The sequence below is a fragment of the Ilyomonas limi genome (genome assembly GCF_005233845.1).
GTDB classification, from domain to species: Bacteria; Bacteroidota; Bacteroidia; order Chitinophagales; family Chitinophagaceae; genus Ilyomonas; species Ilyomonas limi.
In genome coordinates this window covers 343,880-358,632 of the sequence record NZ_SZQL01000003.1, presented here as the reverse complement: position 1 = coordinate 358,632, position 14,753 = coordinate 343,880, and the positions used below count along the sequence as shown (strand labels likewise).

Genomic DNA, 14,753 nt, shown 5'->3' with positions numbered 1-14,753 from the left:
AGCCGCAGCTCTTCTACCGAAAACAGGTGGTCAATTTATAGCGAAATCACCTGGTCAATTTGCTCCGAAATGCAGTGGTCAGCTTGTAGCGAAATGGAGTGGTCAATATCAGCGAAATCTCCACTCCGCTAAACCATAAAATTTATTTGGTTTTTTACACAGTTCATGTTGGGCGTTCGCCTTATTTGTCCGAGTGTAAGCTGTCAATAATAGCTTTTATTGTTTTATCGTCCACGCTGTCAAACTCTGATTTGTCGTAAATAGTCAGCAAATACACTTCTTTGTCGTCGGTTACTACATAAGTAATAACTCGTGCACCACCGCTTTTTCCTTTTCCTTTGCTCTTGATAGCAAGTCGGATTTTATAGGTGTCATTGCCTAAAGGCGTTCCTGTCTCTGGTGCATTTTCAAGCGTTGCATTTAATTCAGCAAGTTCTTGTTTAAGAGAGGGGAACTTTTTGATAAGCCGTTTTGCTTCTCTTTTGAACTTGTCACTCGGAATAACACTAAAGTTCATTTAAGAATTCGTTTAGTGTCTGCTTGTGTCCTTTTGTTTGCTTAAGAACAGCAACTTGCTCAAACGCTTCTTTAAGGTCAGACCTGAGCTTTAAAGCCTGTTCATACTTTTTTAGCTTGTTGAGCACCTTTTCCCATTCAGTCAAAGGCAACTGAACAGCCTGCGTCTTGCCATTTATATCGTTTACGTATTGAAGTGCAATTTTCATGTGTCAAATTTAATACGTTTTGTCCAACTGCAAACTGTTAGAAAAGGTGACGCACAACGTTGAAGCGTTTGCGATGGGCTGGCAATAGCGATTGGTCAGCCTGGTACAAATGCTTAATTGAAAAACTAAAGTTGAAAATATGAAAGATAAGCTAAATAGCAAAGGTCAAGCTGGAACAACTGCTGATGTCTGCAAAATTGCCAAGAACTTAATGTCGAGCCAGCCTATTGCAAACGCCGCTGTTGTGTGCAGGCTTTTAGTCAATACGTTTGAGATACCATTTTCGTTTGTAATAATGACTGCCAAATATTATAAACTGTTTCCATTTATTATATCTTGTTGCACGTCTTACAATTTTACCGTCTTGATAACTTTCAAAAAGTTTGTCATGTCCGATGTAATAAACATGCGAAGAATGGTTGTTGTTTCTTGAAAGGTCTATTTTGTCTGTCGGCACTGTGTCATAAGTGAGAAGTATTTTCTTACCATCAATTCTGTAATGCCCGGTTGCAGTGTCAAACATCATGTCACCGCGATAACGATATTCAAATGTGCTATCGGGTTTAAGCTTTAACCTTGTCACAAAAAAACCTAAGTCCGCAAAGTTAGAATTGTATGTGCCGCTAATATTTTTTGTCGCATTACAAGAGAAAAGAACGTGAAAAAGAAAAATGAAAAAGGTTGCTTTTAATGCTTTTTGCATCTTTAGTGGTTTTTGTCCTGATGCAATAATTTAAGATTTTGCATAAAGTCACACTTTAAAATTTAGTGAGCTTCAAACTGCTTGCACACAACGAACCGGGCTTGGCGAAGAACTGGTATTTGAAACTCGTCAGCCGAAACTACGCACCGAAGGTAAAAATTTGACCCGTCCTGAAAAAGGTTGACTGAAATTAGTGAATAAATCCTGTTATTGGTTGATGAAAGTAATCATCCTGAATATGGTTGATGTACTTTGGTGTTAGCCGTGCAGCGGGCAAAAACATTTTCGTGCCCTCTATAGCTAAGAAAAGGTTTTTGTGCGCCGGCTCTTTAAGTGCTGTTCATACTAACCTCCTTCTGTTTGAATGGTTGATAATAGTTTTTCCATCTTCTTAATTGTGGTCCTTGTTGCTCGTGTACAACTGCAGGCACCTGCCAGTTCAGACTGCTGTGCCTGCGCCGGTGATTGTAGATGGTAATACACCTGTGGATGTGGGCAGCAGCAGTCTCTATGTCCTTGTAGTAGCTGCTCAACAGCTCTGTTTTCAATATCCCATTCACTCGTTCTGCAATAGCATTTTCCAGCGGGTCACCGTTGTTAGTCATACTAATCATTGCATTGTGCTCAAGCAGTAAGTTGACATATTCTGTACTGCAGTATTGTATACCGCGATCAGAATGATGGATAACGATTGTCTCAGGTGGCTTCTGTGCCAGTGCTTTGTTCAGTGCTATAACAGCTGAGCTTACCTTCATGTCATCACTTACATGAAAACCGACTACTTTTCTTGAATAAGCATCCGTTATCAGAAACAGGTAAGCAAATCTTTGTTTTAGTGGTATATAGGTGATGTCCGCCACCCAAAGTTCATGCGCCTTCAGCAGCACAAAGCCCTTTATCAGATTGGGATAGCGGTAAAAGCGATGTTTGCTGTTGGTGGTGTGAACAATTCGCTTCGTTTTTCTTACCAACAACTTGTTTCTTTTTAACAGATCAAAAAACTTATCTCTTCCCCCTGCTGATGCTGTACTCTTTAAAAAATGGCTGCAGCTCTATAAATAACTTTCTGCCGCCACACCTGGGCTGTTGTTTGCGGATCCGATCAATCTGCTCCAGTATCAATCCTTCATTTACCCCTTGGTGGAAATGCTTTTTGTTATGCTTATAATACGCTTGTGGCGAGTAGCCCAACAGTTTGCAAATGCATTGCACACTTATGTTGCCATGCTTTTCCTTCATTGCTTTTACTGTTGGGCACCAGACTTTTTTCTAATTGAGATATTTAGATCTTTTTCGGCAATATTGATCATGGTGTCCAATGCTTCCGCATGGAGCTTTTCCCATTGAAGCTGCTTTTCCAATGCAGCAATCTTTTGCTGCAACGCTTCTTCTGTAGACGATGTTGCAGTGGGTTTCTTAGGTGAACTGTTCATACTTGCAGTAGCGTATTTGAGTTGCTTTTCGCTTGGTGGCAAGTTATGTATTCCCTGGTAAATAGCTACCCACTTGCATATGGTAGTACGGCTAATGCCATACTTTTCGGCAAGCTGTCTAAAGCCGCCGCCTTGCGTTAAATACTCCTGAATGATTTGTGTTTTTAAATCCATAAAACGGTTGTTTTTTAATCAACCTATTTCAGAACGAGACACTGTTAAACTCTATATCTTTATCCAAGCTGACGCAACACGGAATGCCGCTCCGGCAGCAAGCCTTTAACGTTAGCAGAAACCCTGTTGGACACCACGTACCAGTTTGACACATCCTGAAACTTAGCCGACGCTGCCCCACTCTATTTTTAGCACATTGCAAGGCACACAAAACCCACACACAGAAGCTAACCTTGCAAAGAGCTAAAAATGCCAGCACACAGCCCACCGACCCAGCTGAAAGTATTCTTTTCGTCTTAAAAGCAAAACATCAACAGAACTTCACTTTTCATCAACCCACAAGCTGTTGATAACTTTTGTGGACATAATTTGTCCGCTATTATTCACCTTATTATTTTTGGACAAAATAAGTCCACATGGGGCAAGCTAAATTGAAATCATTTGGGGAGTACATACGAACCTTACGTGAAGACGCAGAACTTCCTCTGAGGAAAGTAGCGGCAGACCTAAGTATTGACCCTTCATTACTTGGGAAAATAGAACGTAACGAAAGACAGCCAACAAAAGACTTCATCAAGCAAGTCGCCGCATACTACAAAGTTAACCACAAGGGTCTTTTTAAGGAATTCCTTAGTGACAGGATAGCTTACCAGATATTGGACGAAGAAGCGGACATTGACATTTTGAAAGTTGCTGAACAAAAAGTTACTTATCTAAAAACCAAAAAATAATGGGCAAAACATTAGCACGGAATAAGGAGTTACCAACTTTTTTTGGTGAACTGCAATTAAAGGGTGAAAAATATGATGTTGACTTATCGAAGAAAGAAGGTCAGCCTTCAGTTTTTTATAAACACCCAAACGGAGAGTTATGGAATGGCGACAGTATAGAATGGCTTAAATCACTTGAACCCGAAAGCATTGATTTGATTTTTGCAGACCCGCCTTACAATATTAAAAAAGCGGATTGGGACACTTTTGAAAGCCAAGAGAAATATATCAATTGGTCTATGCAATGGATTGAACAAGCTGCAAGAGTATTAAAACCAACAGGAACATTGTTTATTTGCGGTTTCTCTGAAATTCTTGCTGACTTGAAGCATCCTGCTTCTAAACTCTTTAAATCTTGCCGATGGATTATTTGGCATTACAAGAATAAAGCAAACCTTGGAAACGATTGGGGGCGTAGCCATGAAAGCATTTTGCACTTTAGAAAGACAAAGGACTTCACGTTCAACATTGATGAAATTCGCATTCCTTATGGTGAGCATACATTGAAGTACCCAAGTCATCCACAAGCTGAAACAAGCCAATACGGAAAGGGAAAGAATGGCAATCATGTTTGGGAGCCTAATCCACTTGGTGCAAAACCTAAAGATGTTTTAGAGATACCGCAAGACATCATCGAAGTACCTACAACATGCAATGGCATGCATGAAAAAACGCCACACCCAACACAGAAGCCAGAAGAACTTTTAAGAAAAATTATTCTTGCCTCTTCTAACATCGGTGACACAATACTTGACCCATTTTGTGGTTCAGGAACGACACCAGTATGTGCAGAACAACTTCAAAGAAAATGGTTAGCTTGTGACCTTTCAAGAGAATATTTGGAATGGGCAGCCAACAGGATTGAATTGGTTGAAGATTGGTCAATTGAAAAATGGATTAAATACGATTTCGAAAACCAAAGAAGGCGCAACTCAATACGATGAACATTAAAAAGCTTGTTGCTAAAGCACTAAACAAAGGAAACTTCACTGACTTACAAGGGTACATAGATTTTGCTCAAGAATATTTAGATTTTGTAGCAGAACATCTTCAGGCAGAAATTGTATCACAGAATGAAAACCATTATCGGTTTTATCAGTACGACAGGCATGGGAATTTTCAAATTACACGTCCCATCAACTCAAACCTGATGTACAAAACCGACACATTTGAATTAGCAAGTTCCAAGTTTTTGGAACTTCTTCGTAATGTGAAAGACGTTAAGCCGGAACTTGAAGTTGAGAGACAAATTATCAACAACACAACCTATACAATACAACAATCAATTGGTGCTGCACTTGACGGGATAGAAGGTGGAAAATCAAACGCTGCAAGAAAGCTCAACGGTGATTTATTTGAGCATTTGATACGTCTCATCATCAACGAAATTGGTGTTGAAGCAAAAGCAGGTGTTGTACAAGTTCCAGTGACCATCAGCGAAACTGAACAGTTCAACATGAGCTATCAGCATGATTTGATTATCAAAGAAGGTGATGAAATCAAGATTTTAGGTTCTATCAAAACCTCAAGCAAAGACAGGATTGATAAAATCTTCATGGACAAGTTCCTTTACTCGCGTTTAACTGAAACAACAATTCCCCACATTGTCATTTTTCTAAACGACGTTCAAAGGAAGAAATCAAAACGAGAGAACGAATATGGGATTAACGCTACGTTCTTACCAGGACACTTCAAAGGTTACACCGTAAAGCTAAATCCATTAGATGGCGTTTACTACTGTGACATCAGACCCAACATGAAAACGGAAAATATCCTTAAAGACCATATCAAAACATTTGACCATTTACTCATTGACGACATTTGGAATTTGCTATAACCCACACACCAAGTCAGGCACATTTGCAAGGCACACAAACCCATACACAGAGGCTAACCTTGCAAAAGAGCCTGCCTTGTTTCCACGCTTCTTGGACGCACCCAACTTCGGTGGACACAGACATTATAGTGAAACATCCGAAAGAAGTAAGCCATCGAGCAAGTGCGTATTGTGCAAGTAGTTGTTGAATGATTGCTTTGCATTCAAAAAGCACTCATGGAATATCGTGAAGCAACGCAGCAGCAAATGTTTTTGATGATTGCCTCCTGGCAGCAGAGTGGTCTTACACAGAAGGACTACTGTGAACAGCATTCCGTCCGTTATCATGTATTTCATTACTGGTATAAAAAGTATCGGGATACGCAGCTATCAGATCAGCCAGCTGGCTTTATTCCGCTTCAGATACAACCATCTGCTGCTGCTTCCAACACACCATCAGCAGGAGTCCATACAGAAATGGTACTGCCTAATGGCAGGCGTTTGCTCTTTCACCGGCCCGTAAGTGTGGATTATCTCAAAGCACTTATTAGTTAAGCCATGCTGCACCTGTCAGCCGCTTGCCGCTATTACTTATACAGCGGTCCTACAGACATGCGTAAAGGCTTTGACAGCCTCTGTGGTATGATCACCGCTCAAATGAACCACAATGCGCTGAGCGGTGCGGTGTTTATCTTCTTCAATAAAAAGCATAACCAGGTCAAGTTACTGTTGTTTGAAGGAGATGGATTTGCCCTGTATCATAAACGTCTCGAACAGGGTACTTATGAGTTACCCGAAGCAGACCATAAAAGGAACAGTACTGCTATTAATAGTGAGCAACTGCAACTCATTCTGCAGGGGATATCGTTGAAGAGTGTACGAAGGAGAAAAAGATATCAACATCCACCTCAAAGCAGTGGATAACGGCTTTGTGAAAGTATTACTATGAGTATGTTCCATACGTTTGCACCCCGTTATGCAACCGCTAACAGAACAACATACTAATTACAAGGCTTTATACGAACAGCAGTCAGCAGCCAACAAAGAACTGCAACTGACGATTGCCTCCCTTACGCATCAACTCCATCAGTTGCAGAAGATGATCTTTGGCAGTAAAACTGAGCGGTTTATGCTGGCCACTGCTGCTGACACTGCTGCAAGTGCTCAGCTATCCCTTGCATTGGAGGCAGATACGATAACACAGTGCAAGATAATGGATGCTACCAAAGTATCTTATATCCGCACCAAAACAGAGCTGACAACTAACACACCCAAAGCGCATCCCGGACGCATGAAGCTGCCTGAACACCTGCGGCGTGAGGTGATCCTCTTGCAGCCGGACAGGGACGTAACCGGACTGAGAAAGATCGGGGATGAGGTCAGCGAAGTACTGGATTATACGCCCGGTGAGTTGTATGTAAAGCAGTACATCCGTCCTAAATACGTGCAGCCCCTTACAGAACTTACTAATACCGTTATCACGGCATCGCTGCCCGGCAGGCTGCTGGACAAGTGCATGGCAGGGGAAGGACTGCTTTCCCAGATCATCGTAGATAAGTACATGGACCATCTGCCGCTGCATCGCCAGTTGCAGCGCTTTGAAAGGGCGGGTATCACTATTGCACAATCTACCATCAATGACTGGGTCAAAGCCGTGCTGACGCATTTGACTGCACTGTATGAAGTGCATAAAAAGAAAGTGCTCGATAGCGGCTACCTGCATGCGGATGAAACCCCGATAAAGGTGCTGGATGACGCTAAGAAAGGTACGACTCACCAGGGTTACTACTGGGTGTATCACAACAGCCACGAAAAGCTGGTACTCTTTGATTATCGAAGTGGCAGAGGACGGGAAGGTCCGGATGATATCCTCAAGGACTTCAAAGGCTATTGGCAGACGGATGGTTACATAGCTTATGACGACTTTGATAAAAGAGAAGGCATTACCCTAATGCACTGCATGGCACATGCCAGGCGCAAGTTTAGTGATGCGCTCCAGAGTGACAAGAACAGAGCGGAACATGCACTGAGCCTGTTGCAGCAACTCTATGCCATAGAACGAAGGATAAAGGAGGAGCAGTTAAGTGCTGAGGCTGCTGTTCAGTTAAGACAACAGCAGGCAGTACCACTACTAAGCACAATGAAGCAGTGGATGACAGGTGAGTATGCCAAAGTATTGCCTAAGAGTCCTGTAGGGCAGGCGATTGGCTATTGTTTACCCAGATGGGAGAAGTTAGAAGTTAAGTGTTTATACGACCAATGCCCTGCTGCAAATAGACAACAATGGGGTAGAGAATGCCATCCGTCCTGTTGCAGTAGGCAGAAAAAATTACCTGTTTGCAGGCTCTCATCCGGCAGCGCAAAGGGCAGCAATGATCTATTCCTTGTTTGCTACCTGCAGGCTACATCACATCAATCCATACAACTGGCTCAAAGATGTATTGCAACGCATGCATCTCTATACGACTAACAATATCGCTGATCTATTGCCACATAACTGGAGCAGGCATAATGATAGTGCTTCTGTAATGTAAATCCTATACGTACTTGCTCGGTGGCTTACCTTGAAGTGGTTGGAATTAGCCTTTTGATTGTCTGCTCCTTTTAGCCAGGTTGTTTTATATCGCTTACAGTTGCTGCTTGGGAGGAAGAATGGCTTTTCTGCATGCTTTGCTTTTTAGGTAAGCCAAAGTGCATCAGCCATTCATTCAGGTCTTTATTATGCTTGTATAAATTACTTTCATCTTGTATATGGCTACCCAATGAAAGAAGCTCAAGAGTGCAATTTTGTCCCTTTGTATCACGGTCTAAAAAGAGATGTACCTGATTATAATTCTTTAATAAAGGTTTAGCCTTGTTTAAAAATGAGAGTGAATTCAGAATTAAGAAATCTTCTGTTAAGCATTCTGAATTTTTATAAATTGTTTGGTAGGAAAGGAAGTCAAAGAAGCCTTCAAATACTACAAGTTTTTGCGCTTTGTTTTCAATCGTTGTAATGTCTTTTGGCTGGCTGCTTCCTTTGAAAAACTGGTTGCGTAATTCGTAACCATTTGCATCATTTTTAAAGCCGATAGCATAATACTTTTTCTTGTACAACTCAAACGTTACTTCTTTGCAAAATGATTGTGCAACTTCGGAATCAATCCTTCTATGTTTCAGATAGTGGAAGAGGACAGGGGAAGAGAGCTTTTCTACTTTCAAAATTGTAATTAATTCTTCCTCTTCTATTTCGCGTTCAGGTGGTAAAATGTGTGGTTGATGTTGAAGAGATGTAAGATGAAATTGTTTTAAAAAATCACTCACAGAGCATTTAAAATACAATACGCCAAAGTCAATGATATTACCTCCTTTTCCTTCTCCGAAATCATACCACCGGTTTAATGTTCTGTTGACTTTAAAGGAGGCGGTCTTTTCAATTCGTAAAGGAGACAGATACCAGTAGTGATGCCTGCTGATTCTTGTTGGTTCAAAGCCTAATGATGCTAAATAATCTACCATGTCCCTGCTTTTTACTTCCGCACAGGTGAGCGGTTTGTTGCTGATGTTCATTGTCCACATTTTTCTTATTCACAAATCAGATTAACAGGTGTGAAAGTAGAATGTGACGTGAACAATTACCTATTCAAAAAATGAAGAGGATGCACCTGCTATTCCTCTATATTTTTACCATTGTGAAAATGATTTTGTGAAAAAAAATTCAGAACTATGCTATCAACAAAAGACATCGCTATCGTGTATGAAACACTGCTTATTTCTCCGGGTATGAATGAATCAGTAAAAGTTGCGCTAAACATGCCAAGAAAAAATGTGCTGCTGCTTGCCAAAGTGATTGAACTGGGCTTGGCAAATAAAGAAGGAGGGGGAGAGCAAACAATAGTAAATATTGCAAGTAAGGAAACGCTTACCGAATTAAGTGCATTGTCAAATGAATTACTAAACAAAGCAGGCTTACAGGAAATGAACAGTAAGCTGATTGCATTATCTGCTAAGTGATAATTTGCATGGTTGCAAGATGAATGAACAAAAAAATAGCAGCCAGCTTTTTAAATTTACTTTAAAAAGCTGGCTGCTTGCTATTTGCTCATAATAATCCTTCATCAGCAAAGGAGTAATAACCGTCCTTGGAGATAATCAGATGGTCTATTACTTCTATATCCAGCAACTTTCCGCCATCTTTAATTTTTTGAGTAAGCTGTTTATCCTGGATGCTCGGGTTTAAATTACCGGAAGGATGGTTATGCGCTAAAATGATGTGGCTTGCTGCTACTCTTAAAGCAGCTATAAAAACTACTTTTGGATCGGCTACTGTTCCTGCAAGTCCGCCTGTAGATATTTCATAAATGCCCAACACTCGGTTAGACCTGTTCAGCAATAAAATTTTGAACTGCTCCACAAACTCAATTTTGTTTTCATCCCAGTATCTTTTCAATAGCTCATATACCTCTTTTGAAGTGCTTACCTGTAATCTTTCAGAAGCTTTTATTTTGGTTTTATACACCAGTTCTACTTCACTTACCTGTATACCCTCTTGTGCTGTGCAAAGGCTTTCCATAATCTTTTTCATAGTTTTAAATTTTATTATGGTGCACCACCAGCCCCGGCGCAATACAGGCAAAGGAGGAACGGAATAAATGTTCCCTGCAACGCACAACTCATCCTGTCAAGGAAGCAATGGTTTTATGCCGGAATAGCTATATCAGCAAGCTGATGTTTTCATGATAATAACAGATACAGTTACCAGCATTCTTTACAGCAATGTTTATAGTTTTAGAAAGCACTTCCACTTGTCTGTACATTATTGTTATATAATGCTCTATTGCATAGATGCAGTCAGTAACTTTAAGCATGAAGCTTTTGCAGCTAAAACCTAAGGGAATATTGAATGCTCAATTCACGCCGGAATATGGTTCTGTTGCCCCTTTGAGTTTCCAATTGGGTGTTTGAACCCGTATAGAAAAATAAACTTTTGCAGGGCGGCAGGCAAAAGCTTTTGTTTAAATTCATAAACATATGAAAAAGCAATCACCCAAAAAGAAAAGCGTAGTAAGTATGCCGCTTGTGCATCCAAACGCTGCAGGTATCGATGTAGGTGATACCATTCATGCTGTTGCAGTTCCTGAAGGAAGGGATACAGTACGGGTTAAATCTTTCGGTGCAATGACCTGTGATCTGAATGCCATTGTTATCTGGCTTAAGCACTGTAAAATTGAAACCGTAGCTATGGAAAGTACTGGTATTTACTGGAAGCCTTTGTTCAGCATGCTCGTCAGAGAAGGCTTTGATGTTTACCTGGTGAACTCAAAGCAAACACATAATGTAAGTGGCAGGAAAAATGATGAAGATGATGCCATGTGGATTCAGAAATTGCATAGCTGCGGGCTGTTGAAAAGCAGTTATCTGCCCGATGATCAGCAGGAGTCCCTGCGCACACTGGTGCGTTACCGTAAAACACTTACGCAGGATTGCAACCGATTTGTTCTTCGCATGCAGAAAGCGATGGAGATGATGAATATCAAGCTGCACACGGTCATACGTGACATTACAGGTAAGACGGGCATTGCAATAGTAGAAGCTATCCTTAGTGGTGAACGCAACGCTGAAAATTTGCTGGTACATGTGGAAAAAACGATAAGGGCAGACAGGCAAACAATTGTGAACTCCTTACAAGGTAACTGGCGAGCAGAGCAACTCTATTTATTTGAGGATGGTTACTGCAATTACAAACACTACAAAGAACGGATTGCAGCCTGCGACATAGCTATAGAAAAGCAACTGCAGCAGTACTATAAGGAAGTCTTTGCAGATGTACCTCTTGATACAAAAACTAAGTCATCTAAAAGACCGACTAAGAACAAGCCTAGGTTTAATACAGCAAGCTACTTCAAAGCCATACTTGGAGTCGATGTAACAGCCATCTTTGGCATCAGTGATATTTTAGCACTGGAAATATTATCTGAGACGGGTACAGACATGACTAAGTGGGCGTCTGCAAAGCATTTTGTTTCCTGCTTAACCTGTGTCCAAACAATAAGATATCGGGTGGTAAGCTTATTAGCAGTATGCTCCTGAAAAAGAAGCCGAATGTAGCAAGCCAGGCATTCAGGAATGCGGCTAATGCGGTGCAGCGGAGTGACAATTGGTTAGGGGATTATTACAGGAGGATGAAGGCAAAAGGCGGCAACAAATACGCCATGGTTGCAACAGCTAATAAGCTAGCAACCATTTACTACAAGATGGTATTGAATAAAATAGAATTCAACCCGCTTGAACTGACTGCCTATCAACAAAAATACAAGCAGGCGAAGATTACTTATCTGGAAAGAAAGCTCAATGAACTTAAGAAGGATGTCGCCTGATAAAACATGTTATATAGAAATTCCCTTGCCGCTTCAGCCGTCGCCGCGGGCTAACTTTGTAGCAGAATAAATGAAGGAACTATTAACCTTTTTTATTGTCTAATTAAAAAATACAGAAAGACTACGCCAACGGTTACCTGCCGGCTTCCTTTTCTTTGCCAGGCTTTCTTTTAGGAAAAGAAAGCGGCTCTGTACAGAGCCGCCGCTCTCACTTCAACTAACTTACCCCTTTTAGTTTAAAGTATAATGGCTCGCATAATGCAACCCGGTAACCTGCTTTTACAAGCTTAGGCAACAGCCAATCAGTAGCGTAGTGCGGCACGTGCCAGGTTATTCTACTTTCATCGCCTCGCTCTGGTTCAATACCCAACATAACACTTAACACTTCAGCATCACTTCCAAAGGTGTAGTATTCGTTGTCATGTCTTACCAAAATAATGGCATTGCTATATTTTGCCTTTATATGTTGCCAGGCAAGAAAACTGTTGCTAAGCTGGTTTGATTCCTCTTCTTTGCTGATGATATTTACTGTCATAACTTTTAATTTAAGTCCATCTAAAATGAAGTGTGAAACAAGCAGAGACTTACCCCTGCCTGCTACTCATCCTAATTCAACAGAAAAGCATCTGCGCCTTTACTGGCATAAGCGGTACATAAGTTAAATGCTGCCTGTGTTCTTGCCTGACCAGTGCCGCCTAATAAAAGTGATTTTAGCTTGGCTTCCCTGTCTTTATAACTGCGAACATTTTGAAAGTATCCGGTAACGCCATTGTAAGCACCAAACAAGGTGCCTCTCGTGGTTTCTAACTGTTGTGTTTCGTTGCCTAAAGCATATTCATAAGCACGGTTGCAGGTGTTGAGAAAATAGGTAGATAGCTCGCCCTCCCTGCCCCTTTGAATGTTTTGCAATACCTCTTTATTGGGTATCAATGCAAGCTGAATTAATTTATACACTTCTTTATCTGTAATGCGCACTTTAGACCAATTGTTGAAAATGGTTTTTAATTCTCGGGGTTTTCGGTACTGGCATGAGTTGAATTTGCCCGCAGTGAATGTCTCAATATGAGTCAAATAGTGGTTCCTAAGCGAAATACTAAGGCTGATAGGTTTGGGGTAGATAATGGAGAGGTATGGGCTGAATGGAAGTGTTTATATATAATGAAAGAAGCCGGACTGTTTAAAACCGGCTTTTATTTATTCCGTTGGTAAAATCAAACTGAAGGGTCAACGATCGAGGCAATATCACTGATGATTGGCTGCCTGTAATTCGTGTAAACTGCCTCTGCCGCTGTGTTGTCCGCCATCTGTATCTCAGGAGTGTCTTCAGTGACCAGGGTCGTGAGATAACCCAAGCCCCTGCTGTGGTGGTGCCAGATCGGGCAGTATATTGTTTTCGCCTTCGCTTCGTACATCATCTCCATATCGTACCGCCCAATTCTCTCAAATTCGTTTGATGGGTTTATATAAACATGATTCAGGTCTGTTATTGTAACGAATATGTTGAACACAAAGGTGATGCACGTTTCACCAAGAACGACAAGCCTGGGTAATTGTTCTGCAGAAATTTCTTCACGTTGTAGGGCAGGTCAACTGTAGTGGCTTCTGCACTCGGGTCGTACTTCCCAATCAGCAATCCCATTTCCTCCGCTGTTACCTCCGTCATTATGTTTGTTTGTCTTTTAAATACCGGATGAAACCTGCTTTTTAATGCTGGGATTGGGAAGAAAAACTCACCGGCAAATCCTTCAAATTTTTTTAATTTTTTATATGCTTCCAAATTGGGTATAACCGTTCTGAAATGCAATACTGACCTGCCTTAGAGGTTTCATTAGCAACATATTTAATACGTATTCGATTTATTGTTAATTTGTAGTTTGGTATAGCTGTACAGCGTGCTAAAGTTTGCATTTGCAGAACCATTGATATAAAGGCTTTTTGTTGTCAGGAATCCATCACTGTTGTAAGTATAGTCAAAAACATAATCATCTGCATGTACAGGATCAGTTATAGCCGATTTTGTTACAAAACGGCTCACCCGCCTGCTGCCATTCAGTAGCGTGTATTGGTATGCATTTATTCTAACCAAATCGGGAGTAGCAAAATTGAAACCGGCTTCAAAGTTGGCTTTTTCCTGTTGGCGGGTGCCTCACTCATTAGCAAGGTATCTCAAGTAACTTTGGGTAGAGCTACTTGCAGCCAATTTCCCACATACGACCAGATAAGTAGTTCATAAAGATGGGCAGCAAGGCTGACAGAATATGTTTCCTTGATAGGCTAAGAGAAAAGGTGCCGGGCTGCTTATTTACCAATTTTGCCTGCCTTCACGCCTGTTACATTTTTACCTTCTGCAATATCCTGATCAACGCTTATTCCCGCTTTTCCTATCTCCTCTGCTTCTACACCCATAACATTATCTCCCTTTTGCATTTTCTGAACTATTTTTAACTGTGGTCCGTCATTCTCAATCTCCTTCAGCAAATGGCTAATTTCTTTGCCGAAATCAGGGTTCTTTGCCAGTTGTTCTTTTAATACATCTTCTAAAAACGGCTTGTACTTGTCAGGTTCATTTTCAAACCTTGCCAGTGTATCCGATGCAACAGCATCATGGCTGAAAAATGATTTTACCTTCGAAAAAACAGACGATATTTTGTTGAAAACGGCTTTGCCAGCCTCACCGGAAAATTCTTCCATTGCTTTTTTGGCAAAAGGCACCAGCAGCGTAACCAGGTTAGCTGCAATTAGAGTAAAGTTCATAAATGAAATATTTAAATGAATA

General features: G+C 41.0%; 21 protein-coding genes and 2 pseudogenes. 10 read left to right on the top strand and 13 right to left on the bottom strand.

All coding sequences use genetic code 11. The annotated features are described in order from the left end of the window. Window positions 1–181: 181 nt before the first annotated feature. The 5 genes and pseudogenes from FC093_RS06460 to FC093_RS06435 form a co-directional block, all read right to left on the bottom strand. On the bottom strand, window positions 182–517 hold the full coding sequence (locus FC093_RS06460; RefSeq protein ID WP_137260930.1) for a type II toxin-antitoxin system RelE/ParE family toxin: 336 nt from the start codon (window positions 515–517) through the stop codon (window positions 182–184). Further along, window positions 507–725: a hypothetical protein gene (locus FC093_RS06455; protein WP_137260929.1), complete on the bottom strand. Its 219-nt coding sequence runs from the start codon at window positions 723–725 to the stop codon at window positions 507–509. Before FC093_RS06455 ends, FC093_RS06460 begins: the two co-directional genes overlap by 11 nt. A 256-nt stretch (window positions 726–981) precedes the next feature. Further along, the gene (locus FC093_RS06450; RefSeq protein WP_137260928.1) at window positions 982–1,428 is read right to left on the bottom strand and encodes a hypothetical protein; all 447 of its coding nucleotides are present in this window, start codon (window positions 1,426–1,428) and stop codon (window positions 982–984) included. A 329-nt stretch (window positions 1,429–1,757) separates the two neighbouring features. Then, a pseudogene (locus FC093_RS06445) lies at window positions 1,758–2,435 on the bottom strand (IS3 family transposase); the annotation flags it as partial. A 237-nt stretch (window positions 2,436–2,672) separates the two neighbouring features. After that, window positions 2,673–3,035, bottom strand: a complete 363-nt coding sequence (locus FC093_RS06435; protein ID WP_137260925.1) for a helix-turn-helix domain-containing protein — start codon at window positions 3,033–3,035, stop codon at window positions 2,673–2,675. Between the two features lie 416 nt (window positions 3,036–3,451). Between FC093_RS06435 and FC093_RS06430 the strand changes: the two genes are divergently transcribed. The 7 genes and pseudogenes from FC093_RS06430 to FC093_RS24570 all read left to right on the top strand — a co-directional run bounded on the left by FC093_RS06430 (window position 3,452) and on the right by FC093_RS24570 (window position 8,155). After that, window positions 3,452–3,766 carry a helix-turn-helix domain-containing protein gene (locus tag FC093_RS06430; RefSeq protein ID WP_137260924.1) on the top strand — a complete coding sequence of 105 codons (315 nt, stop codon included), beginning with the start codon at window positions 3,452–3,454 and terminating at the stop codon, window positions 3,764–3,766. Further along, entirely contained in the window at window positions 3,766–4,749 is a 984-nt protein-coding gene (locus FC093_RS06425; RefSeq protein ID WP_137260923.1) for a DNA-methyltransferase, read from the top strand. Before FC093_RS06430 ends, FC093_RS06425 begins: the two co-directional genes overlap by 1 nt. Beyond that, entirely contained in the window at window positions 4,746–5,642 is an 897-nt protein-coding gene (locus tag FC093_RS06420; RefSeq protein WP_137260922.1) for a hypothetical protein, read from the top strand. Before FC093_RS06425 ends, FC093_RS06420 begins: the two co-directional genes overlap by 4 nt. A 216-nt stretch (window positions 5,643–5,858) precedes the next feature. Further along, entirely contained in the window at window positions 5,859–6,176 is a 318-nt protein-coding gene (tnpA, locus tag FC093_RS06415; RefSeq protein WP_137260921.1) for an IS66 family insertion sequence element accessory protein TnpA, read from the top strand. Window positions 6,177–6,179: 3 nt separating this feature from the next. Further along, window positions 6,180–6,545: an IS66 family insertion sequence element accessory protein TnpB gene (gene tnpB, locus FC093_RS06410; protein ID WP_137260920.1), complete on the top strand. Its 366-nt coding sequence runs from the start codon at window positions 6,180–6,182 to the stop codon at window positions 6,543–6,545. 52 nt (window positions 6,546–6,597) lie between these two features. Beyond that, a pseudogene (tnpC, locus tag FC093_RS06405) lies at window positions 6,598–7,884 on the top strand (IS66 family transposase); the annotation flags it as partial. Between the two features lies 1 nt (window position 7,885). Beyond that, window positions 7,886–8,155, top strand: a complete 270-nt coding sequence (locus tag FC093_RS24570; protein ID WP_394347969.1) for a transposase domain-containing protein — start codon at window positions 7,886–7,888, stop codon at window positions 8,153–8,155. A gap of 70 nt (window positions 8,156–8,225) precedes the next feature. On the opposite strand, the gene FC093_RS06395 is transcribed toward FC093_RS24570, so the two are convergent. Further along, complete coding sequence (locus FC093_RS06395) at window positions 8,226–8,924, bottom strand: toprim domain-containing protein (RefSeq protein WP_240743215.1); 699 nt, start codon at window positions 8,922–8,924, stop codon at window positions 8,226–8,228. A 402-nt stretch (window positions 8,925–9,326) separates the two neighbouring features. On the opposite strand from FC093_RS06395, the gene FC093_RS06390 reads away from it, so the two are divergent. Then, the gene (locus FC093_RS06390) at window positions 9,327–9,614 is read left to right on the top strand and encodes a hypothetical protein (RefSeq protein ID WP_137260916.1); all 288 of its coding nucleotides are present in this window, start codon (window positions 9,327–9,329) and stop codon (window positions 9,612–9,614) included. Between the two features lie 88 nt (window positions 9,615–9,702). On the opposite strand, the gene FC093_RS06385 is transcribed toward FC093_RS06390, so the two are convergent. Further along, window positions 9,703–10,185: a JAB domain-containing protein gene (locus FC093_RS06385; protein WP_240743213.1), complete on the bottom strand. Its 483-nt coding sequence runs from the start codon at window positions 10,183–10,185 to the stop codon at window positions 9,703–9,705. A gap of 446 nt (window positions 10,186–10,631) precedes the next feature. On the opposite strand from FC093_RS06385, the gene FC093_RS06380 reads away from it, so the two are divergent. Further along, window positions 10,632–11,690, top strand: a complete 1,059-nt coding sequence (locus tag FC093_RS06380) for an IS110 family RNA-guided transposase (RefSeq protein WP_137260915.1) — start codon at window positions 10,632–10,634, stop codon at window positions 11,688–11,690. Next, entirely contained in the window at window positions 11,681–11,977 is a 297-nt protein-coding gene (locus FC093_RS06375; RefSeq protein WP_137260914.1) for a hypothetical protein, read from the top strand. The genes FC093_RS06380 and FC093_RS06375 overlap by 10 nt, the downstream gene beginning before the upstream one ends. Window positions 11,978–12,194: 217 nt before the next feature. Here the strand turns inward: FC093_RS06375 and FC093_RS06370 are convergent, their stop codons facing one another. The 6 genes from FC093_RS06370 to FC093_RS06345 form a co-directional block, all read right to left on the bottom strand. Then, window positions 12,195–12,512: a MutS N-terminal domain-containing protein gene (locus tag FC093_RS06370; RefSeq protein ID WP_137260913.1), complete on the bottom strand. Its 318-nt coding sequence runs from the start codon at window positions 12,510–12,512 to the stop codon at window positions 12,195–12,197. 71 nt (window positions 12,513–12,583) lie between these two features. Continuing rightward, the gene (locus FC093_RS06365; protein ID WP_262711015.1) at window positions 12,584–13,048 is read right to left on the bottom strand and encodes a DUF945 domain-containing protein; all 465 of its coding nucleotides are present in this window, start codon (window positions 13,046–13,048) and stop codon (window positions 12,584–12,586) included. Between the two features lie 140 nt (window positions 13,049–13,188). Beyond that, on the bottom strand, window positions 13,189–13,485 hold the full coding sequence (locus tag FC093_RS06360) for a hypothetical protein (protein WP_137260911.1): 297 nt from the start codon (window positions 13,483–13,485) through the stop codon (window positions 13,189–13,191). Further along, window positions 13,461–13,640, bottom strand: coding sequence for a hypothetical protein (locus FC093_RS06355; protein WP_137260910.1), 180 nt, complete (start codon window positions 13,638–13,640; stop codon window positions 13,461–13,463). The genes FC093_RS06360 and FC093_RS06355 overlap by 25 nt, the downstream gene beginning before the upstream one ends. A gap of 177 nt (window positions 13,641–13,817) precedes the next feature. Next, window positions 13,818–14,063 carry a hypothetical protein gene (locus FC093_RS06350; protein WP_137260909.1) on the bottom strand — a complete coding sequence of 82 codons (246 nt, stop codon included), beginning with the start codon at window positions 14,061–14,063 and terminating at the stop codon, window positions 13,818–13,820. A gap of 212 nt (window positions 14,064–14,275) precedes the next feature. Further along, on the bottom strand, window positions 14,276–14,731 hold the full coding sequence (locus FC093_RS06345; RefSeq protein ID WP_137260908.1) for a hypothetical protein: 456 nt from the start codon (window positions 14,729–14,731) through the stop codon (window positions 14,276–14,278). Between the last annotated feature and the right edge of the window lie 22 nt (window positions 14,732–14,753).